We start from the raw sequence: 20,393 nt of genomic DNA on the forward strand, positions 1-20,393 counted from the left end.
GGGGGGGCGTATGCCCGGGGGCCCCCAACCCGCCACCGAGGCATCCGCATCCGGCCCCGTCGGGGTCCACCACGCGCCGTTCACATAACTCGGCAGGATCTCGGTCATCGGTGTTCCTTTCACGGGGCATCCCACGTGTAGAAGCCCTGGCCGGTCTTGCGGCCGAGCTTGCCCTCGGCGACCATGCGGCGCAGCAGCGCGGGCGGGGTGAATCGTTCGCCGAGCGTCGACGACAGGTACTCGGCGATGCCGAGCCGCACGTCGAGTCCGACGAGGTCGGTCAGCCGCAGCGGGCCCACCGGATGCTTGTAGCCCAGGGTCATGGCGTTGTCGATGTCCTCGGCCGACGCCACGCCGTCTTCGAGCATGCGGATGGCCTCGAGCCCGAGCGCGACGCCGAGCCGCGACGACGCGAACCCCGGGGCATCCGTCACGACGATCGGGGTCTTGCCGATCGCGCGCACCCAGTCGCGCGCGTCGTCGACGAGGGCGGCGGATGTCGCGTCGCCGCGCACGATCTCGACGAGCGTCGACGCGGGCACCGGGTTGAAGAAGTGCATGCCGAGGAACCGCGACGGCCGTTCGAGCAGGGCGGCGAGCTGGTCGATCGAGATCGACGACGTGTTCGAGGCGAGCACCGCGCCCTGCCCGAGCACCGTCTCGACCCGGGTGAGCGCGTCGATCTTCAGCTCGAGGTCCTCGGGCACCGCCTCCACGACGAGGCCGCAGCGGGCGAAGTCGCCGACGTCGATGCTCGTCGCGAAGCGGGCGCCGATGACGCCGGCGTCCTCGTCGGCGGTGCCGCGGGCGACGGATGCCGCGACCGACTCGAGCACGCGCGCCGACGCGGCGGCCGCGGCATCCGCATCGCGCTCGACGACCGTGACCCGCGAGCCGGCGAGCAGGAACGCGTGCGCGATGCCCGCGCCCATGCGCCCGCCGCCGAGCACGCCGACGTCGGACGGCGCGCCTGTGGCCGATCGAGGTGCACCGGGCTGCTCGCTCACTTCTGCTTCCTCTCGAGGAACTCGGTCATGCGCCGGTACTTCTCGGGGCTCTCGAACAGCGCCGCCTGCGCCTCGAGGTCGACCGTCGGATGCGACTCGCGCGGCGCCCGGAACACGCGCTTCGTGGCGATCGTCGCGGCGCGGTCGTTGCGGGCGATGCGATCTGCGATCGCATGGGCCGCGGGCAGCAGCTCGTCGGCCGGATGCAGCTCCGACACGAGCCCGATCTCGAGCGCCTCGTCGGCGCCGATCGCACGGCCCGTGAGCAGCAGCTCGATCGCGCGCGCATCGCCGACGATCTGCTTGAGCCGCCAGCTCGCGCCCGCCGCGGCGATGATGCCGAGCCCGGTCTCGGGGTTGCCGATCCTGAGAGCGGGCGTCGCGATGCGGATGTCCGCCGCGTACGCGAGCTCGGCGCCTCCGCCGAGCGCGAATCCGTCGAGCGCCGCGATGACGGGCATCGGCAGTTCGGCCACGCGCACGAAGGCGTTGGCGTTGATGCCGGCGCGCGCGTCATCCGCTCGCCGTTCGCGAAGCTCGGCGATGTCGGCGCCCGACGCGAACACGCCGCCCGCGCCGGTGAGGATGAGCGTGCGCGGGATCGCCTCGAGCTCAGCACAGAGCACGTGCAGCGCGTCGATCGTGGCCTGGTCGATCGCGTTGCGCACCGACGGCCGGTCGAGCGTCGCGACGACGCGATCGTCGTGCCGCTCGACGAGGAGCGGCGAGCCACCGTTCGCTGAGCTCGTCGAAGCGACCCCCCCGCCTTCGTTGCCCCCTTCGACGGGCTCAGGGAACCGGCTCATCACACGCGCTCCACGATGAGCGCCGTGCCCTGGCCGACGCCGACGCACATCGTCGCGAGGCCGTAGCGCGAGCCCTCGCGTTCCATGCGCCCGAGCAGGGTCACGACGAGTCGCGACCCCGACGAGCCGAGCGGATGACCCAGCGCGATCGCGCCGCCGTCGGCATTCACCCGCGCCTCGTCGAGCCCGAGGCGGCGGATGCACGCGATGGACTGCGTCGCGAACGCCTCGTTGAGCTCGACCGAGCCGATCTCGTCGAGGTCGATCCCGGCGCGTTCGAGCGCCTTCTCGGTGGCGGGCACCGGCCCGAGGCCCATGATCTCGGGTGCGAGGCCCGCCGATGTGCCCACCACGACGCGGGCGCGGGGTGTGAGCCCGTAGCGCTCCACGGCCGCACCGCTCGCCACCAGAATCGCGGATGCCCCGTCGTTCAACGCGCTCGAATTGCCCGCGGTCACCACGGAGCCGCCGGCGACGACCGGCCGCAACCCGGCGAGCGCCTCGAGCGTCGTCTCGGGGCGCGGGCCCTCGTCGACGAGCACGTCGCCGCGATGCGTCGGCACGCCCACGATCTCGGCTTCGAACCGCCCGGCCGTGATGGCCGCCAGGGCCCGCTGCTGCGAGCGGAGCGCGAACGCGTCGGCCTCCTTGCGAGTGATGCCGTCGACTCGCGCGACCTCCTCCGCGGTCTCGGGCATGGCGTACGTCGCCTTGTCGCGCGCCAGCAGTTCGGGGTTCGGGAACCGCCAGCCGATCGACGTGTCGTGCGCGGCGCCGGGCCGCGCCCACGCCTTCTCGGGCTTGGCCTGCACCCACGGCGCACGCGTCATCGACTCGACGCCGCCCGCGATGATGAGGTCGGCGTCCCCCGCGCGGATCGCCTGCGACGCCATCGTGATCGCCGACATGCCCGAGGCGCAGAGCCGGTTCACCGTGATGCCGGGCACCTCGTCGGGAAGCCCGGCGAGCAGCACCGACATCCGCGCGACGTTGCGGTTGTCTTCGCCGGCCTGGTTCGCTGCGCCGAGGATGACCTCGTCGATCGCGCCGAGCTCGCCCGCGAGGTCGAGCTCCGCATGTCGCACGATCTCACCGACGACGAGCGCGGCGAGGTCGTCGGGGCGCACGCCCGCGAGGGCGCCGCCGTAGCGGCCGACGGGGGTGCGCACTCCGCCCACGAGGTAGGCCTCTGCCATGCCACTGCTCATCGGCACCGTCTCCTGACCGCGTTGTCGTGATGGAATGCTGCTCCCAGCGTAGGCAGGGGACCGCGGCATCCGTGCCTCGGAATTCCCGACCGACCGTTCAGGAAGTAATTATGGCAAACGGACGCCCCGGCCGCCACTCGGCCGGGGCATCGCGCATGCGGAGTCCGGCGTTCAGGCCACCGGCTGCGCGCGCTCGGCGAACGGGTCGTCGCCGAGTGCCACGCGCTCGAAGTCGACGTCGATCTCGGCCCGGCCGAGCAGGTCGGTCATGCGGCGCTGCCGGTTGCCGGGGATGAGCGTCACGACGCGACCGACCTTGCCCGCACGGCCGGTGCGGCCCGAACGGTGCAGGTAGGTCTTGTACTCGTCGGGCGCGTCGGCCTGGATCACGAGGTCGATGTCGTCGACGTGGATGCCGCGGGCCGCGACATCCGTGGCGACGAGCACGTTCACGCGACCGCTCGTGAGCTGCTGCAGGTTGCGGGTACGACGCGACTGGTTGAGGTCGCCGTGCAGCGCGACGGCGCGGATGCCGTAGTCCTCGAGGTGCTCGGTGAGGTCCTCGGCGAAGGCACGCGTGCGGCTGAACACGAGGGTCTTGCCGTCGCGGTTCGCGAGCTGGGCGACGATGTCGCGCTTCTCGCGATTCTCGATGACGAACACGCGGTGCTCGATCGTCGACGACGCCTGGTCTTCGCCGGCGACCTCGTGCACGGCCGGCTCGACGAGGAACTCGTCGACGAGCGTGGCGACGCCCTGGTCGAGGGTCGCCGAGAAGAGCAGCTTCTGCCCGCCCTCGGCGGTGCGACGGATGATGCGCTGCACCGGCTCGAGGAACCCGAGGTCGCACATGTGGTCGGCCTCGTCGAGCACGGTGATGACGACCTCGGAGAGGTCGAGTCGGCCCTGCTCGATGAGGTCCTCGATGCGGCCGGGGGTGCCGATCACGATGTCGACGCCGCGCTGGAGGGCACCGACCTGGCGGCCCTGGGGCACGCCGCCGTAGATCTGCGTGGTGAAGAGGCCGACGCTCTGGGCGATCGGCTGCACCGTGCGGTCGATCTGCAGGGCGAGCTCGCGGGTGGGCGCGAGGATGAGCGCACGGGGGTTTCGGCCCATCTGGCGCTTCACACGGCCGGTCCCTGAGCCTGCCGAAGGGCCCGACTGCGCCCAGAGCGTCATGAGGCGCTCGACCGCGGGCGCGCCGAACGCGATCGTCTTGCCCGAACCTGTCTTGCCGCGGCCGAGCACGTCGCGGCCCTCGAGCACGACCGGGATGGTCGCGGCCTGGATCGGGAACGGATGCTCCGCGCCGAGGTCGCGCAGGGTCCGCACCACGTTGTTGCCGAGCCCGAGATCGGCGAAGGTCACGCCCTCGACCGCGTCGGCCTGGATGGCCTCGGCCTCGAGGCGCTCGAGCACGACGTCATCGGCCGGGCTGAAGCGCGCGGCATCCTTCGACGGGAAGAAGCTCGACTCGCGGCGACCCGACGGCTGGAAGCCGGCGCGGTCGAGGTCTCGATACGCGCCGCTTCGCGGGGCTGCTCGGCCACCGTCGCGGCCGGGAGCGCGGTCGTCGCGGGCACGGCGGGGTGCGCGGTCGGCGCGGTCGAACGAACGAGCCGGGCGATCCTTCCGCTCGAACGAGCGGGGTGCGCGGTCGTCGCGGTCGAACGAACGAGCCGGGCGATCCTTCCGCTCGAACGAGCGGGGTGCGCGGTCGTCGCGGTCGTAGCGGCGAGCAGGTCGCTCACCCTGGGCGCGGGAATCACGCGAGTCGCGGATGTCGCGTCCTTCGCGGTCGGCGCGGTGCGGCGTGCGCCCGGCAGCGACGCGCTCGTCGCGCGACCAACGCTCCTTGCGCGGGGCATCCGCAGGCTCGGGGCGGTAGCCGCGGTGGCCGGCGCTGCGCGAGCCGGGCTTGGACGATCCGGCGCGCGCCGGACCGCCCTTCGAGCCGCCCTTCGCGTAGGAGGGATCGAAGTTCCGGGCGGGGCGTCCGCCGGCGGGCTTCTTGTTCTTGGGCATGGTGATGACTTCCTGGGTTGAGGTACATGGCAGGCGCTGCGGCGCAGCACACTGAGAACCCGGAACATCGTCGACCGGGGCCGTTCACATACGGTGACTATCCGAGGCCGGATGCCTCGAAACCGGCCCTTCAGACTCACAAACCCATCCGCGCACGGCGCGGTGTCCAGAACCGACCTGCCAACGATACCGGATGCCGGCTGGGAAACCGCCGCCAGCGCACGCCGCGGCAGTCGCACTGACGCCCACGTCACCCCTGGGGGCTTGTGCGGACCAGGCCGCCGAGGGCATCTCGACTCACCGACGACGAGCACTGCTCGCCGCGGTTCGCTGCTCGCCGCGTTCACTGCTCGCCGCGGTCCGCTGCTCGCCGCGGTTCCGCGTACCAGGTGTGCCAGTTCGCCCTCATCGATGAGGCGCAACTTGCAAGCCCCGGAAGGAACTCGAGTATCCGTGGCGCCGTTGCCGCCGTCCTGCCGAAACACGCGGGTAACGCGCCCGGCGTACGCTCGCGGGGTGAACGACGCCTTCCACCCCATCAGCATCGCCGTGGAACCGCCCCGCCAGCCCGAGGTCGAGCGCCTGCTCGACGGCAGCAGCGCCTACGCGCAGGGCCTCTACCCGCCCGAGAGCAACTTCCTGCTCGACATCGCGACGCTCGAGCGACCCGAGGTCGCGTTCTACGTCGCCCGCGACCGCGGCGACCACCGCGACGACGCGAGCGGCCCGGCCGTCGGCATCGCGGCGCTCGTGACCGAGCCGTCGCCCGCACCGGATGCCGCACCGGCACACGGCGAGCTGAAGCGCATGTTCGTCGAACCCGCGGCGCGCGGTCGCGGTGTCGCCGGTGCGCTGCTCGCACGTATCGAAGCGGATGCCGCGGCTCGCGGCATCCGCGAGATCGTGCTCGAGACGGGCGACCTGCATGACGCGGCCCAGGCCCTCTACGTTCGGCACGGTTACCGCGAGATCCCGCAGTTCGGGCAGTACGTCGGACAGCCTCACTCGGTGTGCTTCGCGAAGTCGATCCCGGCGCCGCCCGCGTGACGACGAGACATCCCGTCTTGCTCATGTGAGTCCCGCCTCAGGTGAGGCGGAACGCACACGAGCGAGGGGAACACCATTTTCCGGTAGCATCGCTCCACCCCTGAACCCGGAGCCCGGTGTGACCTCGACCCGAATCGCAGGCGGCTCCGGCATCCGCGCCCGGCGGATCGCCCTCGCCGCGCTGGCCGCCATCGCGGCGAGCGTCGGCGTGAGCGCGTTCTCGGGGTTCCACGCCCAGCTGCGCGAGATCGACCCGCAGGGCACGGATGCCGCGAGCGAGATCGTGACCGCCGAGATCGTCGGCATCCGCACCTTCACGCCGCCGCCCGGCCTCGACGTGCACGCCGACCTCGAGTACGGCATCCGCGAGGACGGCACGCTGCTCACCCTCGACGTGTGCACGCCCCCGCCCGACCCGCTCGCGGGCTCGCGACCCGCCGTCGTGGCGATCCACGGCGGCAGCTGGGCACGCGGCGACAAGGCGAACGCCGATTGGCGCAACGTGTGCCTGTGGCTCGCGAGCGAGGGCTTCGTCGCGGCATCCGTCAACTACCGGCTCGTGCCCGACGCCGTCTTCCCCGCCGCGATCGACGACGTCGGCGTCGCGGTCGAGTGGCTGCGCGCGCCCGAGCAGGTCGAGCGGTTCGGCATCGACCCCGGGCGCATCGGCGCGTTCGGCGGGTCTGCGGGCGGCAATCTCGCGGCGCTCCTCGGCACGCGCGGCGAGGGCGTACTCGACGCGGGATCACGCGTCGCGGCGGTCGCCGAGCTGTCGGGCCCGGTCGGGCTCGGCGCCGTCGAGCTCGCCTCCGACGCGGCATCCGACTGGCTTCGCGGCATCGTCGGCGACTACCTCGGCTGCGAACCCCACGCCACCGATGACGCGTGCCCCCAGGCGACGGATGCCTCGGCAGCGAGCCACCTCGACCCGAGCGACCCGCCCGTCTTCATCGGCCACGCCGAGGGCGAGGTCGTGCCGCTCGGCCAGTCGCAGCGTTTCGCGTCGGCGCTGGCGACCGCGGGCGTGCCGGTGGAGCTCGCGGTGGTGCCGGGCGCCGAGCACTCGATCGGCATCCTCGACGAGAGGCTGCGCGGCCGCGTCGCCGCGTTCCTGCACGCCCACCTGGGCTGACGCGCAAGCCCCTGCCGCGGAGCGCAGACGCGGTCGTATGCTCGGCATCATCCCAGTGACGCGGAGGCACCGATGCCCGATCATGACTCACCCGCGCAGCTCTCGCACGACGATTGGCGGGTCATCCTCACCCGCACGGTGCACGAGTTCCGCATCAACCAGGTCTACGACATCGCCGCCGCGCTCACCTACTACGCGGTGCTCGCGACGTTCCCGACGTTGCTCGCCGTGCTCGCCCTGCTCGGCATCTTCGGCAGCGCCGAGGCGGTCGCGAACGACGTGCTTCGCGTGATCGAGGACCTCGGCGGGTCTTCCGTCGTCGATCCGCTCCGCGGGGCCGTCGAGCAGCTGCTGGACGCGTCGCACGCGGCGACGGCCTTCATCGTCGGAATCGTCGTGGCGCTCTGGGCCACATCGGGCTTCGTGGGTTCGTTCGGGCGCGGAATGAATCGCATCTACAAGGTGGAGGAGGGGCGGCCGTTCTGGCGGATGCGGCCCGCGATGATCGGGATCTCGGCCGTGCTCCTGGTGCTCGCGACGGTCTCGGCGTTCGCGATCCTGCTCACCGGCCCGATCGCGGAGTCCACGGCGCGCGTGCTCGGCCTCGACGAGGGCGTCGTGTTCTGGTGGGACCTCGGCAAGCTGCCCGTGCTCGCGGCCATCACGATCTTCGTCATCGCACTGCTCTACTGGGCGGGGCCGAACGTGAAGCGCGGCAACCTGCGCTGGTTCAGCGTCGGCGCCGTCGCGGCCCTGCTCGCATGGATGATCACGACGGTGCTCTTCGGCGGCTACGCGCTCGGGTTCGGCAGCTACGAGCGCATGTACGGCGCGCTCGGCGGGGCGGTCGCGTTCCTGCTCTGGCTGTGGCTGTCGAACCTCGCGATGCTGTTCGGCGCGGTGCTCGACACCGAGGTCGAACGGGCCAGGCAGCTCCGGGCCGGCGTGGCGGCCGAGAACCAGGTGCAACTCCCGCTGCGCGACGACCGCACCATCGAGACGAACCGCGAGCAGCGGGCGAGCGACTACCGCGCATCGAGCGCCATGAAGCCCGACACCGCCGTGGACGGGCTCGTGACCTCGGCCGGGGTGCGACCGCCCGAGTGAGTCATGCCGCCGGTGGTCGAGTAGCGAGCGCCAGCGAGCGTATCGAGACCACGCACCCCGACCCTCAGGGGATGAGCACGATCTTGCCGCGCACGTGCCCCGTCTCGCTCCGCCGCTGTGCGCCGGCCGCCTCGGCGAGCGGATACCTCGCGGCGATCTCGACGTCGAAGCGACCGTCGGCGGCGAGCCGGACCGCCTCGGCCACGCCCTCGTCGCGCAGGCGCAGCTCCTCGGGCCCCATCGTCGACGGGATCGCGCTCGACCAGGTCCGTATGCCGAACGACGCGGCATCCGCCATGCGCACGATCGTCGCCACGCGCGAGCGGTCGGCGACGAGCTCGAGCGACGCGTCGATCGCCTCGTCGGTGCCGGCGGAATCGAGCGCGACGTGGTAGCCCTCGGGCGACGCCTCCCGCAGCCGGTCGACGAGGCCGGGGCCGTACGCGACGGCGACGGCGCCGAGCTGCCGCAGCCGGTCGTGGTTCGCGGGTGACGCCGTCGCGACGACGTTCGCGCCCCAGCCCCGGGCGAACTGGATCGCCGCCTGTCCGACGGCACCGGACCCGCCGTGCAGGAGCAGCGTCTCGCCCCTTCGCAGCCCGAGCGAGCGGAGCACCTGGTAGGCGGTGCCGGCCGGAATGCCGAGCGCCGCCGCCTCCTCGAACCCCAGCGCGGCGGGCTTGGGCGTGAGCTGCTCGGGCTTGGCCACGAGGTGGCTCGCGTAGGCGGCGCCGGCGCCGCGCACGACGACCTCGTCGCCCACCTGCACCCCGTCGACACCGTCGCCCACCGCAGCGACCACGCCCGCGGCATCCGACCCGAGGCCCTGCGGCCGGCTGAAGTCACGGGCACCGCGGGACCCGCTGCGGATCTTCCAGTCGACCGGGTTCACGCCCGCGGCGCGCACCTCGACGATCACCTCGCCGGTGGATGCCTCGGGAACCGGGCCTTCGACCAGGGTGAGCACCTCGGGGCCGCCGTGCTCGCCGTACCTGATGAACTCCGCCACCGTCGCCTCCTCGTTCTCGCGCGTGCGCGTGCGCGAACACGTCGCGTGCGCGTGCGCACGCGCGAACACGTCGCGTGCGCCTCGTTCCACGCTAACCCGATATCGCGACGCGAACGCGCGAGTGCGTGCCCGGGTGCGCGACGCGTCAGCGCGCGCCGCCGATGCGCCGCGAGAGCGTCGCGGCGGCATCCTGCACGGCGGGCACGGCGGCGGCCTGCAACTCGGGGGGTGCATCCTCGGGGTAGGTGACCGCGATCGCGGCGGCGGGCCAGCCCAGGTGGTCGACGACGGCGACCCCGACCGAGGCGAGCCCGCCGGTCACCTCGCCCAGCTCGGCCGACCAGCCGGCCGCGCGCACGTCGGCGAGCACGCGCTTCAGGCGCCCGTAGCTCCACTCCGCGGCATCCGCTTCAGCCGACGGATGCCGCGACTCGAACGCCGCCCGGTCGGGATACAGTGCGCGCAGCTGCGCGGGCGGAAGCTCGGCGAGCATCGCGCGGCCGGTCGCGGTGAGGTGCGCGGGAAGCCGCACGCCGACGTCGGTGACGAGCGACGGACGCCGCGGCGCCCGCTCCTCGACGAGGTAGAGCACGTCGCGTCCGTGCAGCACCGCGAGATGACCCGACTCGCCGAGGCGGTCGACCAGGGCCGCGACGAGCGGACGCCCGAGCCGGGCGAGCGGCTGCTGACGGCTGAATCCGCTGGAGAGTTCGAACGCGGCGATGCCGAGCCCGTATCGGCGCTCCTCGGGCAGGTGCACGACGAACCCGCGCTCCTGCATGACGGCCAGCAGGTGGTACACGGTCGACCGCGGCAGTCCGAGCGCGTGCGCGATCGTCGCGGCGGGAACCGGCCCGCGCTGCGCGGCGAGGTGCATGAGGATGCGCAGCGTCTGGTCGGCCGCCGGCACCTTCGATGGCTCGCTCACGACGGCCAGCCTACGCCGCGTCCGGGATCCCGGACGGATGCCGCGACGTCGGCGTTCCCTCTTGCGCGAGTGCGGTGTGGAATCGGAGGCATGAGCACCATCGCGCCCGCCGCCCACGCCCCCGTCGCGACATCCGTCACCGTCGGCACCGCACCGCTCGGCATCGACGACGTCGTCGCCGTCGCCCGCCACGGGGCATCCGTCATCCTCGATCCGGCCGCCCTCGACGGGGTCGCCGCGAGCCGCGCGATCATCGAGGGACTCGCCGCCGACCCCGAGCCGCACTACGGCATCTCGACGGGGTTCGGCGCGCTCGCGACCACGTTCATCGCCGAGGACCGCCGCGCGCAGCTGCAAGCGAGCCTCGTGCGCTCGCACGCCGCCGGCTCGGGCGCCGAGGTCGAGACCGAGGTCGTGCGCGCGCTGATGCTGCTGCGCCTGTCGACGCTCATGACCGGGCGCACGGGCGTGCGCCGCGAGACCGCCGAGACGTACGCGGCGATCCTGAACGCGGGCATCACGCCGATCGTGCGCGAGTACGGGTCGCTCGGCTGCTCGGGCGACCTCGCGCCGCTGGCCCACTGCGCGCTGGTGGCGATGGGCGAGGGCGAGGTGCGGGTCACTCCGCTCCCCGAGGTGCGGGTCACTCCGCTCCCTGAGCCTGCCGAAGGGAGCACGCGTAGTGCCGTCGCTTCGACGAGCTCAGCGAACGAGGGACCGATCCCCGCCGCGACGGCCCTTTCCGCGGCCGGCATCGCGCCGCTCCGCCTCGGCGAGAAGGAGGGGCTCGCCCTCATCAACGGCACCGACGGCATGCTCGGCATGCTCGCCCTCGCGATCGCCGACCTGCGGATGCTCCTCACCACCGCCGACGTCGCCGCCGCGATGAGCGTCGAGGGCCTCATGGGCACCGACGCGGTGTTCGCGGAAGACCTGCACGCCCTGCGCCCGCAGCGCGGGCAGGCGGCATCCGCGGCGAACCTGCGGCGGTTGCTCGCCGACTCGCCGATCGTGGCGAGCCACAAGGGTCCCGAGTGCACGCGCGTGCAGGACGCGTACTCGCTGCGCTGCGCCCCGCAGGTGCACGGCGCCGCCCGCGACACGGTCGCGCACGCGGCATCCGTCGCCGACGCCGAGCTCGCGAGCGCGATCGACAACCCGGTGCTCACGCTCGACGGCCGCGTGGAGTCGAATGGCAACTTCCACGGCGCGCCGGTCGGGTACGTGCTCGACTTCCTCGCGATCGCGGTGGCGGATGTCGCGTCGATGAGCGAGCGGCGCACCGACCGGTTCCTCGACCGCGCGCGCAACCAGGGGCTGCCGCCGTTCCTCGCGCACGAGGTGGGCGTGGACTCCGGGCTCATGATCGCGCAGTACACGGCGGCGGGGATCGTCAGCGAGCTGAAGCGGCTCGCGGTTCCGGCGTCGGTCGACTCGATCCCGTCGTCGGCGATGCAGGAGGACCACGTGTCGATGGGCTGGGCCGCGGCGCGCAAGCTGCGGCGCGCGATCGACGGACTCACCCGCGTGCTCGCGATCGAGGTCATGACGGCAGCGCGCGGGCTCGCGCTGCGGGCGCCGCTCGAGCCGGGGGCGCCGACGGGCGCGGTCGTCGACCTCGTCGCGGGCGTCGGCGCGATGCCTGGCCCCGACCGGTTCCTCGCGCCCGAGATCGAGGCGATCGCCGCGCTCGTGGGCTCGGGAGCGGTCGTCGCGCACGCCGCAGACGCAGCCGGTTCTCTCAGCTGAACACGCGCCGGAGGGCACAGCCCCGAACCGGTCAAGATGAGCGCGACTCGGAGTGTTGTCTCCATTCGGCGAGGATGTCAGACTGAGTGAGATCGGCCCCCGAGCCGACTCGACCGGAAAGCCTATGACGCCCGACCGCTTGCAGCTCGCCCCACAACGCCCGTGGTACTCACGCGGCGTCGGTCGAGGGCGGGTCGTGCTCGCCACGGCAACGGTGGTCGCGCTGTTCGGGTTGGCAGGGGTCGCGCCCGCCGCACATGCAGGCGAGGTCGAGCCCGCCCCGGTCCAGGCGACGGATGCCGCGACGCCTCAGCCCACGGCGGAGCCGAGCCCCTCCAGCTCGCCGACGGACCCGTCACCCACCCCGACCCCGGATCCCTCGGCTCCGCCCACGGACCCGTCGCCCACCCCGACCCCGGATCCCTCGGCCCCGCCGACGGACCCGTCACCCACCCCGACCCCAAATCCCTCGGCTCCGCCCACGGACCCGACCAGCCCGCCCACGGACCCGACCAGCCCGCCGACCGACCCACCCACGGATCCGCCGACCGACCCGACCGACCCGCCCACCGACCCGCCGACGGATCCAACCGACCCGCCGACCGACCCGCCGACCGACCCGACGGACCCGCCGACCGACCCGACCGATCCGCCCGAGACCGCCACGCCCGAGACCACGACGCCCGGCACCCGGGCGCCGACCGTGCCCCCGATGTACCCGAGAAGCGGGCCCGTCGTCCGCGTCTCCACGCCGACGCCCGCCGCAACCTCGCAGGCCACGGCCCTGCTCGCCGCGCGGGCGAAGATCGATCGGGCCCTCGTCGAGTTGCGCGAGGCCGAGGACGCACTCGCCGATGCGAGCTCCACACGTGCCGTCGCGCGTGCGGTGGCCACGCAGCTGCAGGCGATCGCCGACGAGGCACAGCTCGACGCCGCCGCTGCCGGGCGCGTGTACTTCGCCGCCGCGCATGGCGACGGCACCACGATCTCGTCGATGGACGCCGTCTTCGGCGCAGGGAACGACCTGCTCGCCGGCCTCGGCGGGGTCGCGCGCGTCACGCAGATCGCCGGCGACGCCGAGGAGCTCCTCGCGATCGCCGACCGGCGCACCGCGGCCGCGGCCGCGGCACAGGAGCGCGCCGATGAGGCGTGGGCGGCGGTCGACGAGGTGCCCGTCGAGGAGCGCGAAGCCGACGTCGCGAGCGCCGAGCGCGCGTTGGCCACGGCACGCACCGCCCTGGCGGACCTGCAGAACCGAGCGTCGTCCGCAGAGACCCGTCTCGCGTCGAGCAGTGTGTCGCTGATCGCGTCGCTGCCGAGCGACGCCGGCCAGCTGAGCGACCAGGGCTGGGCGCAGCCGGTCGCCGGTCGTCTCACCGACGGCTTCGGGCCGCGTCCGAACAAGCCGTTGGCCGGCGTCAACGAGTTCCACCGTGGCACCGACCTTGCGGCCTCCTGCCGGGCACCGGTGTTCGCCGCGACCGGCGGCGTGGTCGTCGAGGCCGGCGCCAACGGCACATACGGCAACTGGATCCTCGTCGAACACGGGTCGGGCGTCTCGACCGGCTATGCCCACCTCATCGACGGCGGCATCGCGGTGTCGGTCGGCGAGACCGTCGCCGCCGGGCAGCTGATCGGCGCCGTCGGCAACACGGGCGCCTCCACCGGATGCCACCTCCACTTCGAGGTGCGACTCGACGGCGTCGCCGTCGACGCGGTGCCGTTCATGGCGGCGCGCGGCGTCGAGATCGGCTGAGCCCCTCCGTCCGGTCACTTCGCCATCGGTCACGCGATCGCCGGGGCCGGCGCGTCTGGGATCCCGGACGTGGGCGCTGCGACATCCGTTGTCACCGGATGCCGCGTGCGCTGTGATCGATACATGACCGACGCACCAACACTTTCCGCCGGCGCGCGCACCGTGCGCGCCGCCCACGGCACCGAGCTCACCGCGAAGAGCTGGCAGACCGAGGCGCCGTTGCGCATGCTCATGAACAACCTCGATCCCGAGGTCGCCGAGCGCCCCGACGACCTCATCGTGTACGGCGGAACCGGCAAGGCGGCCCGCAACTGGGAGGCGTTCGACGCGATCGTGCGCACCCTCGAGGGCCTCGAGGCCGACGAGACGCTGCTCGTGCAATCGGGCAAGCCCGTGGGCGTGTTCCGCACCCATGAGTGGGCGCCGCGCGTGCTCATCGCGAACTCGAACCTCGTGGGCGACTGGGCGACGTGGCCCGAGTTCCGCCGGCTCGAGCAACTCGGCCTCACCATGTACGGGCAGATGACCGCGGGCTCGTGGATCTACATCGGCACGCAGGGCATTCTGCAGGGCACGTATGAGACGTTCGGGGCGATCGCCCGCGATCTCGCCGCCCGCAAGGGCGGGTTGGATGAGCACGGCGGCGGGTCGCTCGCCGGCACCCTCACCCTCACCGGCGGCTGCGGCGGCATGGGCGGTGCACAGCCGCTCGCCGTGACCATGAACGAGGGCGTCGTGCTCATCGTCGACGTCGACGAGTCCCGGCTCGCCCGCCGCGTCGAGCACGGCTACCTCGACGAGCTGACCGACGACCTCGACGACGCGGTCGCGCGCGTGCTCGCCGCGAAGGCGTCGCGCACCCCGCTCAGCGTGGGGCTCGTCGGCAATGCGGCCACGGTGTTCCCCGAGTTGCTCGCCCGCGGAGTCGCGATCGACATCGTCACCGACCAGACGAGCGCGCACGACCCGCTGTCGTACCTGCCCGAGGGGGTCGCTGTCGACGAGTGGCACGAGCTCGCGGCATCCGACCCCGAGGGGTTCACCGAGCGCGCCCGCGCGTCGATGGCGAAGCACGTCGAGGCGATGGCCGGGTTCCAGGATGCGGGCGCCGAGGTGTTCGACTACGGCAACTCGATCCGTCGCGAGGCCGAGCTCGGCGGGCTCGCGCACGACCGCGCATTCGCGTTCCCCGGCTTCGTGCCCGCCTACATCCGCCCGCTCTTCGCCGAGGGCAAGGGGCCGTTCCGCTGGGCGGCGCTCTCGGGCGACCCGGCCGACATCGCCGCGACCGACCGTGCGATCCTCGACCTGTTCCCGAACGACGAGCACCTGCGCCGCTGGATCACCCAGGCCGGCGAGAAGGTGCACTTCGAGGGCCTGCCCGCGCGCATCTGCTGGCTCGGCTACCAGGAGCGGCACCTCGCAGGGCTTCGCTTCAACGAAATGGTCGCGTCGGGCGAGCTCTCCGCGCCCGTCGCGGTCGGCCGCGACCACCTCGACTCGGGCTCGGTCGCCTCGCCCTACCGCGAGACCGAGGCGATGGCCGACGGCTCCGACGCGATCGCCGACTGGCCCCTGTTGAACGCCCTGCTGAACACGGCGTCGGGGGCGACCTGGGTATCGATCCACCACGGCGGCGGCGTCGGCATCGGCCGCTCGATCCACGCCGGCCAGGTGGTCGTCGCCGACGGCACCCCGCTCGCCGCCGAGAAGATCGCGCGCGTGCTCGTGAACGACCCCGGCACGGGCGTCATGCGGCACGTCGACGCGGGCTACGATCGCGCCGTCGAGGTGGCTCGCGAGCGCGGCCTGCGCGTTCCGATGCAGGAAGGCTGACGGATGCCGCGTCCGCATCCCGTGAACACCCTCATCACGAACATCGGCGAACTCGTCACGAACGACACCGCCGACGACCGCGAGGGCGGGCCGCTCGGAATCCTCCGCGACGCGGCCGTGCTCGTCGAGGGCGGGCGCATCGCGTGGGTCGGGAGAGCCGGCGAAGCCCCGGCCGCCGCACCGGCCGCCTCGACGCCGGATCCCACCGCCGGCGCGCATCGAACCGTCGCAAACGGTGAGTCGTCCCGCTCGGAACCCGCAGTTCGCGACGGTTCGATGAACGCGCGGGGGCATCAGGCAGCCGCAAACGTCGTCGACGCGGGCGGCGGCGCCGTCATCCCCGGGTTCGTCGACTCCCACACGCACCTGGTGTTCGGCGGCGACCGGGCGCGGGAGTTCGCCGCGCGCATGGCGGGCCGCCGCTACGAGGCGGGCGGCATCCGCTCGACCGTCGCGGCGACGCGGGCCGCGACCGACGACGAGCTCCGGCAACGCCTCGCCGCGTTCGTCGCAGAGTTGCACGCCCAGGGCACGACCACCTTCGAGATCAAGTCGGGCTACGGCCTGAGCGTCGCCGACGAGGAGCGGCTCGTGCGCCTCGCGCGCGAGGTCACCGAGGAGGTGACGTTCCTCGGTGCGCACGTCGTACCCGCAGAGTACGCCGACACGCCCGACGCCTACGTCGACCTCGTCATCGGCGAGATGCTCTCGGCGTGTGCGCCGCACGCGAAGTGGGTCGACGCGTTCTGCGAGCACGGCGCGTTCACGCCCGAGCAGTCCCGTCGCGTGCTCGAGGCGGGGGCTGCGGCCGGACTCGGCGTGCGCGTGCACGGCAACCAGCTCGGGCCGGGCGACGGGGTGCGCCTCGCGGTCGAGCTCGGCGCGGCATCCGTCGATCACTGCACCTTCCTCGGCGAGGCGGATGTCGCGGCGCTCGCGGCATCCGACACCGTCGCGACCCTGCTGCCGGGCGTCGAGTTCTCGACCCGCCAGCCCTACCCCGACGCGCGGCGCCTCGTCGACGCGGGCGTCACGGTGGCGCTCGCGAGCGACTGCAACCCGGGGTCGAGCTTCACGAGTTCGATGCCGTTCTGCATCGCCGTGGCCGTGCGCGACATGGGCATGACCCCGGGCGAGGCGGTGTGGGCCGCGACCGCGGGCGGGGCGGCGGCGCTGCGGCGCCCGGATGTCGGGGCGATCCGCCCGGGCGCGCGCGCCGATCTCGTGCTGCTCGACGCGCCGAGCCACGTGCACCTCGCCTATCGGCCGGGGGTTCCGCTGGTCGCCCGGGTATGGAAGGGCGGGGAGGTCGCCGCCGGGGCGTGACCCCGCGGCATCCGCTCTCGGTCACTGAGTGGGGAATCGCTCACGGTCGCCGGCTCGCACCTCAGTCGTCGTCGCTTTGCCGCATCCGTCGCCGCGCCGACAGCAACGTGACGTCGGGCCGCGACGCCACGAGACGCTCGGCGCGATCGAGAGTGTCGGTCACGCGATCGGCACCCGACGCCACCACCCCGACGCCGAGCACCGCGCGGCGATGCAGGTCTTGCCCGTCGACCTCGGCCACGCTCGCCTCGGTGTGGCGCCGCAGGTCGGTCAGGAGCGGGCGGATGACGGCGCGCTTGTCCTTCAGCGAGTGCACGTCACCGAGCAGCAGGTCGAACTCGATCCAGCCGATCCACATGGCAACAGCCTCGCAGTTCCGAGTGGATCGAGCGAGCGCCCGAGCGCCTATGGTGGAATCATGGCGGCACTTCTGCTCGGCATGCCGACGGCGCGTCGGTCTCCGTCGGCCGCGCCGTCGATCGAGGGGCGGCCGGATGCCGCGGGCCTCGTCGATCGCTTCGGCCGCGTCGCCCGCGACCTGCGCGTCTCGATCACCTCCGCGTGCTCGCTGCGGTGCACGTACTGCATGCCCGCCGAGGGCCTCCCCGTGGTCCCGCGCGACGAGCTGCTCTCGGCGACCGAGATCGCGCGGCTCGTCGGCATCGCGGTGCGCGACCTGGGCGTGTGCGAGGTGCGCTTCACCGGCGGCGAGCCGCTCACCCGTGGCGATCTCGTCGAGATCATCGCCCGCAGCGCCGACGCCGCGCCCGGCACGCCGCTCGCGCTCACGACGAACGGCATCGGTCTCGACAGGCACGCGCAGGCGCTCGCCGACGCGGGCCTCACGCGCGTGAACGTGTCGCTCGACACGATCGACCGCGAGCACTTCACCCGCCTCACGCGCCGCGACCGGCTGCCCCGGGTGCTCGCCGGCATCGCCGCGGCGCACCGGGCGGGCCTCGGTCCGCTCAAGCTCAACGCGGTCGCCATGCGCGAGACGCTGCACGATGCGCCCGCGCTGCTCGCGTGGGCGCTCGAGCACGGATGCCGCCTCCGCTTCATCGAGCAGATGCCGCTCGACGCCGACGAGACCTGGAAGCGCGACAACATGGTCGACGCGGATGAACTTCTCGGCGTGCTCGGCGAGCGCTTCGTGCTCCAGCCGGTGGGTCGCGACGACCCGGCGGCGCCCTCCGAGGAGTGGCTCGTCGACGGCGGCCCCGCAACCGTCGGAATCATCGCGTCGGTGACGTGCTCGTTCTGCTCGGCGTGCGATCGCACGCGCATCACCGCCGAGGGGTCGGTGCGCTCGTGCCTCTTCGGCGACGACGAGACCGACCTGCGCGGGCTGCTGCGCGGTGGGGCGGATGACGCACAGATCGCCGACCGATGGCGCGCCGCGATGTGGGGCAAGAAGCAGGGCCACGGCATCGACGACGAGGACTTCGTGCGCCCGGTGCGGTCGATGGGCGGGATCGGTGGCTGACGTGGCATCCGTGGACGCGGCACAAAGCGACGTGGCACAGGTCGACGTGGCATCCGTCACGGTCCGGTACTTCGCCGCCGCCGCCGAGGCCGCGGGTATCGAGGAGGAGACGCTGTCCGCCGGCGACGCCGGATCGACCGTCGGCGACCTGCGCGGCCTGCTCGTCAGCCGCTACGGCGCCGCGATGGCCCGGGTGGTCGCGAACGGCTCGTTCCTCGTCGACGGCGTCGTGCAGCGCGACGGCGCCGCGCCGCTCGGCGCGCGGGTCGACGTGCTGCCGCCGTTCGCGGGCGGCTGAGCGCGCGACCTCTGTTCTGCGAACTTGCACATTCGAACTCGGGCGCGGTCGACTCGAACTCCAGCCGCGGCACACACTCGATTCGCCACGAACCGCGTGCGCCCTCGCTCTTCCTCCGGATCATGTGAGCCGCGCCTCACGTGAAGGAGAACTCACACGAGCCGATTGGCTACGTCGATCCGGCGGCACCGTCAGAGGTTGACCCACTCCGTGGCGCCGCCGTCGAGGTGCTGCCGCTTCCAGATGGGGGTGCGCTCCTTGATGCGGTCGACGAGCAGGGCGCACGCCGCGAAGGCCTCGGCGCGGTGCGGTGCGGCGACGGATGCCACGAGCGCGACATCTCCGATGGCGAGCGCGCCGACCCGGTGCGCGGCGCCGACGCGCAGGCCGGTCTCGCGCGCCACCTCGGTGCAGGTCTCGCGCAGGAACCGCTCCGCCTCGGGATGCGCCTCGTAGTCGAGGGCGCTGACGGATGCCCCGTGGTCGTGATCCCGGATGACGCCCTCGAACGTCACGACGGCGCCGTCGCGCCTGGTGGTGACGAACGCCTCGATCGCGGCGCGATCGAGCGGCTCCGTGGTGACGTGCGCGAAGACTTCGGGGTCATCCATCGGCTGCCTCCGGCCCGACGCTCCGCGGCGCGTGGTCGCCGCCCGCGACCTGGTCGACGAGGTGCGGCAGCAGGTCGTCGAGCACGCGGAGCCCGTCGGCGACGCCGCCGCGCGAGCCGGGGAGGTTGACCACGATCGTGCGACCGGCCACTCCGGCGCGGGCACGGCTGAGCGCGGCGGTCGGCGTCGTCGCGCGACCTACCGCGCGGATGGCCTCTGCGACGCCGGGCAGCTCCTGGTCGAGCACGGCGAGCGTCGCCTCGGGCGTCCGGTCGCCCGGGTTCACGCCTGTGCCGCCCGTGGTGACGAGCACCGCCGGCGAGCCCGCGACGGCGCCGCGCAGCGCGTCGGCGACGTCGGCGTCGGCCACCACGACGGGCTCGCCCGCGTCGAATCCACGGGAGCCCAGCCACTCGGCGATGACCGGTCCGGTGGTGTCGGCGGCGGTCCCGGCAGCGGCGCGCGTGGACACGACGAGCACGACCGCGCGCCGAGCCGCGGTGCCCGCGGCATCCGTCGACACAGCACCCGTCGACGCGGCATCCGCCGACCCCGCGACATCCGTCGACGACGCCGCATCCGCCCGCCAGACGCCGCGCTTGCCGCCGCGCTTCTCGACCAGACGGATGCCGCCGAGCCGCGCGGCCGGGTCGACCGCCTTGACCATGTCGTGCAGCGTGAGGCCGGCGATCGCGACGGCCGTGAGGGCCTCCATCTCGATGCCGGTGCGCGCCGTCGTCGACACGGTCGCGCGAATGGTGACCGCTGCATCCTCGAAGCCGAAGTCGATCGACACCGCGTCGAGCGGCACGATGTGCGCGAGCGGGATGAGCTCGCTCGTGCGCTTGGCTCCCGCGATGCCCGCGATCCGCGCGGTCGGCAGCACGTCGGCCTTCTTCAGCCCGTCGGAGCGCACGAGCCCCACGACCTCGGCGGTCGTGTCGAGCCGCCCTTCGGCGATCGCGGCGCGCCGGGTCACGGGCTTCGCGCCGACATCGACCATGCGCGCGCGGCCGTCGTCGTCGAGGTGGGTGAGGGAGGTCATAGCTCCACGGTATC

19 protein-coding genes are annotated in these 20,393 nt (G+C 73.1%); 9 read left to right on the plus strand and 10 right to left on the minus strand.

Features of this window, described 5'->3' with window-relative positions:
* Window positions 1–119: 119 nt before the first annotated feature.
* The 4 genes from ACFWN7_RS06450 to ACFWN7_RS06465 form a co-directional block, all read right to left on the minus strand.
* On the minus strand, window positions 120–1,007 hold the full coding sequence (locus ACFWN7_RS06450; RefSeq protein WP_376937927.1) for a 3-hydroxyacyl-CoA dehydrogenase family protein: 888 nt from the start codon (window positions 1,005–1,007) through the stop codon (window positions 120–122).
* Window positions 1,004–1,813 (minus strand): enoyl-CoA hydratase/isomerase family protein, encoded by an 810-nt coding sequence (locus ACFWN7_RS06455; RefSeq protein ID WP_376937928.1) that lies wholly within the window; start codon window positions 1,811–1,813, stop codon window positions 1,004–1,006. Before ACFWN7_RS06455 ends, ACFWN7_RS06450 begins: the two co-directional genes overlap by 4 nt.
* Window positions 1,813–3,009: an acetyl-CoA C-acyltransferase gene (locus tag ACFWN7_RS06460; protein WP_376937929.1), complete on the minus strand. Its 1,197-nt coding sequence runs from the start codon at window positions 3,007–3,009 to the stop codon at window positions 1,813–1,815. Before ACFWN7_RS06460 ends, ACFWN7_RS06455 begins: the two co-directional genes overlap by 1 nt.
* A gap of 183 nt (window positions 3,010–3,192) precedes the next feature.
* On the minus strand, window positions 3,193–5,049 hold the full coding sequence (locus tag ACFWN7_RS06465; protein ID WP_376937930.1) for a DEAD/DEAH box helicase: 1,857 nt from the start codon (window positions 5,047–5,049) through the stop codon (window positions 3,193–3,195).
* 516 nt (window positions 5,050–5,565) lie between these two features.
* Between ACFWN7_RS06465 and ACFWN7_RS06470 the strand changes: the two genes are divergently transcribed.
* From ACFWN7_RS06470 to ACFWN7_RS06480, 3 genes are all read left to right on the plus strand, one after another.
* The gene (locus ACFWN7_RS06470; protein WP_376937931.1) at window positions 5,566–6,096 is read left to right on the plus strand and encodes a GNAT family N-acetyltransferase; all 531 of its coding nucleotides are present in this window, start codon (window positions 5,566–5,568) and stop codon (window positions 6,094–6,096) included.
* A 118-nt stretch (window positions 6,097–6,214) separates the two neighbouring features.
* On the plus strand, window positions 6,215–7,228 hold the full coding sequence (locus ACFWN7_RS06475) for an alpha/beta hydrolase (protein WP_376937932.1): 1,014 nt from the start codon (window positions 6,215–6,217) through the stop codon (window positions 7,226–7,228).
* Window positions 7,229–7,300: 72 nt separating this feature from the next.
* The gene (locus ACFWN7_RS06480) at window positions 7,301–8,335 is read left to right on the plus strand and encodes a YihY/virulence factor BrkB family protein (RefSeq protein ID WP_376937933.1); all 1,035 of its coding nucleotides are present in this window, start codon (window positions 7,301–7,303) and stop codon (window positions 8,333–8,335) included.
* A 64-nt stretch (window positions 8,336–8,399) separates the two neighbouring features.
* Here ACFWN7_RS06480 and ACFWN7_RS06485 read toward each other — a convergent pair whose 3' ends face one another.
* Window positions 8,400–9,344 (minus strand): zinc-binding alcohol dehydrogenase family protein, encoded by a 945-nt coding sequence (locus ACFWN7_RS06485; RefSeq protein ID WP_376937934.1) that lies wholly within the window; start codon window positions 9,342–9,344, stop codon window positions 8,400–8,402.
* A gap of 145 nt (window positions 9,345–9,489) precedes the next feature.
* A complete protein-coding gene (locus ACFWN7_RS06490) occupies window positions 9,490–10,221 on the minus strand; it encodes an IclR family transcriptional regulator (protein WP_376938109.1) in 732 nt (243 codons plus the stop codon).
* Window positions 10,222–10,362: 141 nt separating this feature from the next.
* Between ACFWN7_RS06490 and hutH the strand changes: the two genes are divergently transcribed.
* Window positions 10,363–12,021: a histidine ammonia-lyase gene (gene hutH, locus ACFWN7_RS06495; RefSeq protein WP_376937935.1), complete on the plus strand. Its 1,659-nt coding sequence runs from the start codon at window positions 10,363–10,365 to the stop codon at window positions 12,019–12,021.
* 309 nt (window positions 12,022–12,330) lie between these two features.
* Here hutH and ACFWN7_RS06500 read toward each other — a convergent pair whose 3' ends face one another.
* Complete coding sequence (locus ACFWN7_RS06500) at window positions 12,331–12,771, minus strand: hypothetical protein (RefSeq protein ID WP_376937936.1); 441 nt, start codon at window positions 12,769–12,771, stop codon at window positions 12,331–12,333.
* On the opposite strand from ACFWN7_RS06500, the gene ACFWN7_RS06505 reads away from it, so the two are divergent.
* The 3 genes from ACFWN7_RS06505 to hutI all read left to right on the plus strand — a co-directional run bounded on the left by ACFWN7_RS06505 (window position 12,734) and on the right by hutI (window position 16,939).
* The gene (locus ACFWN7_RS06505) at window positions 12,734–13,777 is read left to right on the plus strand and encodes a M23 family metallopeptidase (protein WP_376937937.1); all 1,044 of its coding nucleotides are present in this window, start codon (window positions 12,734–12,736) and stop codon (window positions 13,775–13,777) included. The genes ACFWN7_RS06500 and ACFWN7_RS06505 overlap by 38 nt on opposite strands.
* A gap of 123 nt (window positions 13,778–13,900) precedes the next feature.
* Window positions 13,901–15,613: a urocanate hydratase gene (gene hutU, locus ACFWN7_RS06510; protein ID WP_376937938.1), complete on the plus strand. Its 1,713-nt coding sequence runs from the start codon at window positions 13,901–13,903 to the stop codon at window positions 15,611–15,613.
* 3 nt (window positions 15,614–15,616) lie between these two features.
* Window positions 15,617–16,939, plus strand: a complete 1,323-nt coding sequence (gene hutI / locus ACFWN7_RS06515; RefSeq protein ID WP_376937940.1) for an imidazolonepropionase — start codon at window positions 15,617–15,619, stop codon at window positions 16,937–16,939.
* A 61-nt stretch (window positions 16,940–17,000) separates the two neighbouring features.
* Here hutI and ACFWN7_RS06520 read toward each other — a convergent pair whose 3' ends face one another.
* Window positions 17,001–17,297, minus strand: coding sequence for a DUF503 domain-containing protein (locus tag ACFWN7_RS06520; RefSeq protein ID WP_376937941.1), 297 nt, complete (start codon window positions 17,295–17,297; stop codon window positions 17,001–17,003).
* A 60-nt stretch (window positions 17,298–17,357) separates the two neighbouring features.
* Here ACFWN7_RS06520 and moaA point away from each other — a divergent pair, with 60 nt between their 5' ends.
* Both moaA and ACFWN7_RS06530 read left to right on the plus strand, forming a co-directional pair.
* Complete coding sequence (moaA, locus tag ACFWN7_RS06525) at window positions 17,358–18,425, plus strand: GTP 3',8-cyclase MoaA (protein ID WP_376937942.1); 1,068 nt, start codon at window positions 17,358–17,360, stop codon at window positions 18,423–18,425.
* 46 nt (window positions 18,426–18,471) lie between these two features.
* Window positions 18,472–18,723 (plus strand): MoaD/ThiS family protein, encoded by a 252-nt coding sequence (locus ACFWN7_RS06530; RefSeq protein ID WP_376938110.1) that lies wholly within the window; start codon window positions 18,472–18,474, stop codon window positions 18,721–18,723.
* Between the two features lie 191 nt (window positions 18,724–18,914).
* Here the strand turns inward: ACFWN7_RS06530 and ACFWN7_RS06535 are convergent, their stop codons facing one another.
* Window positions 18,915–19,334 (minus strand): molybdenum cofactor biosynthesis protein MoaE, encoded by a 420-nt coding sequence (locus ACFWN7_RS06535; RefSeq protein WP_376937943.1) that lies wholly within the window; start codon window positions 19,332–19,334, stop codon window positions 18,915–18,917.
* Entirely contained in the window at window positions 19,327–20,379 is a 1,053-nt protein-coding gene (gene moaCB / locus ACFWN7_RS06540) for a bifunctional molybdenum cofactor biosynthesis protein MoaC/MoaB (protein WP_376937944.1), read from the minus strand. The genes ACFWN7_RS06535 and moaCB overlap by 8 nt, the downstream gene beginning before the upstream one ends.
* Window positions 20,380–20,393: the final 14 nt, after the last annotated feature.

This window comes from Agromyces sp. NPDC058484 (assembly GCF_042720415.1).
Lineage (GTDB): Bacteria > Actinomycetota > Actinomycetes > Actinomycetales > Microbacteriaceae > Agromyces.

Coding starts and splice junctions, on each gene's coding strand:
- moaCB (WP_376937944.1), bottom strand. CDS start 20,379: ATGACCTCCCTCACCCACCTCGACGACGACGGCCGCGCGCGCATGGTC.
- ACFWN7_RS06455 (WP_376937928.1), bottom strand. CDS start 1,813: ATGAGCCGGTTCCCTGAGCCCGTCGAAGGGGGCAACGAAGGCGGGGGG.
- ACFWN7_RS06460 (WP_376937929.1), bottom strand. CDS start 3,009: ATGGCAGAGGCCTACCTCGTGGGCGGAGTGCGCACCCCCGTCGGCCGC.
- ACFWN7_RS06490 (WP_376938109.1), bottom strand. CDS start 10,221: ATGCACCTCGCCGCGCAGCGCGGGCCGGTTCCCGCCGCGACGATCGCG.
- ACFWN7_RS06520 (WP_376937941.1), bottom strand. CDS start 17,297: ATGTGGATCGGCTGGATCGAGTTCGACCTGCTGCTCGGTGACGTGCAC.
- ACFWN7_RS06465 (WP_376937930.1), bottom strand. CDS start 5,049: ATGCCCAAGAACAAGAAGCCCGCCGGCGGACGCCCCGCCCGGAACTTC.
- moaA (WP_376937942.1), top strand. CDS start 17,358: ATGGCGGCACTTCTGCTCGGCATGCCGACGGCGCGTCGGTCTCCGTCG.
- hutU (WP_376937938.1), top strand. CDS start 13,901: ATGACCGACGCACCAACACTTTCCGCCGGCGCGCGCACCGTGCGCGCC.
- ACFWN7_RS06480 (WP_376937933.1), top strand. CDS start 7,301: ATGCCCGATCATGACTCACCCGCGCAGCTCTCGCACGACGATTGGCGG.
- ACFWN7_RS06535 (WP_376937943.1), bottom strand. CDS start 19,334: ATGGATGACCCCGAAGTCTTCGCGCACGTCACCACGGAGCCGCTCGAT.
- hutI (WP_376937940.1), top strand. CDS start 15,617: ATGCCGCGTCCGCATCCCGTGAACACCCTCATCACGAACATCGGCGAA.
- hutH (WP_376937935.1), top strand. CDS start 10,363: ATGAGCACCATCGCGCCCGCCGCCCACGCCCCCGTCGCGACATCCGTC.
- ACFWN7_RS06505 (WP_376937937.1), top strand. CDS start 12,734: ATGTACCCGAGAAGCGGGCCCGTCGTCCGCGTCTCCACGCCGACGCCC.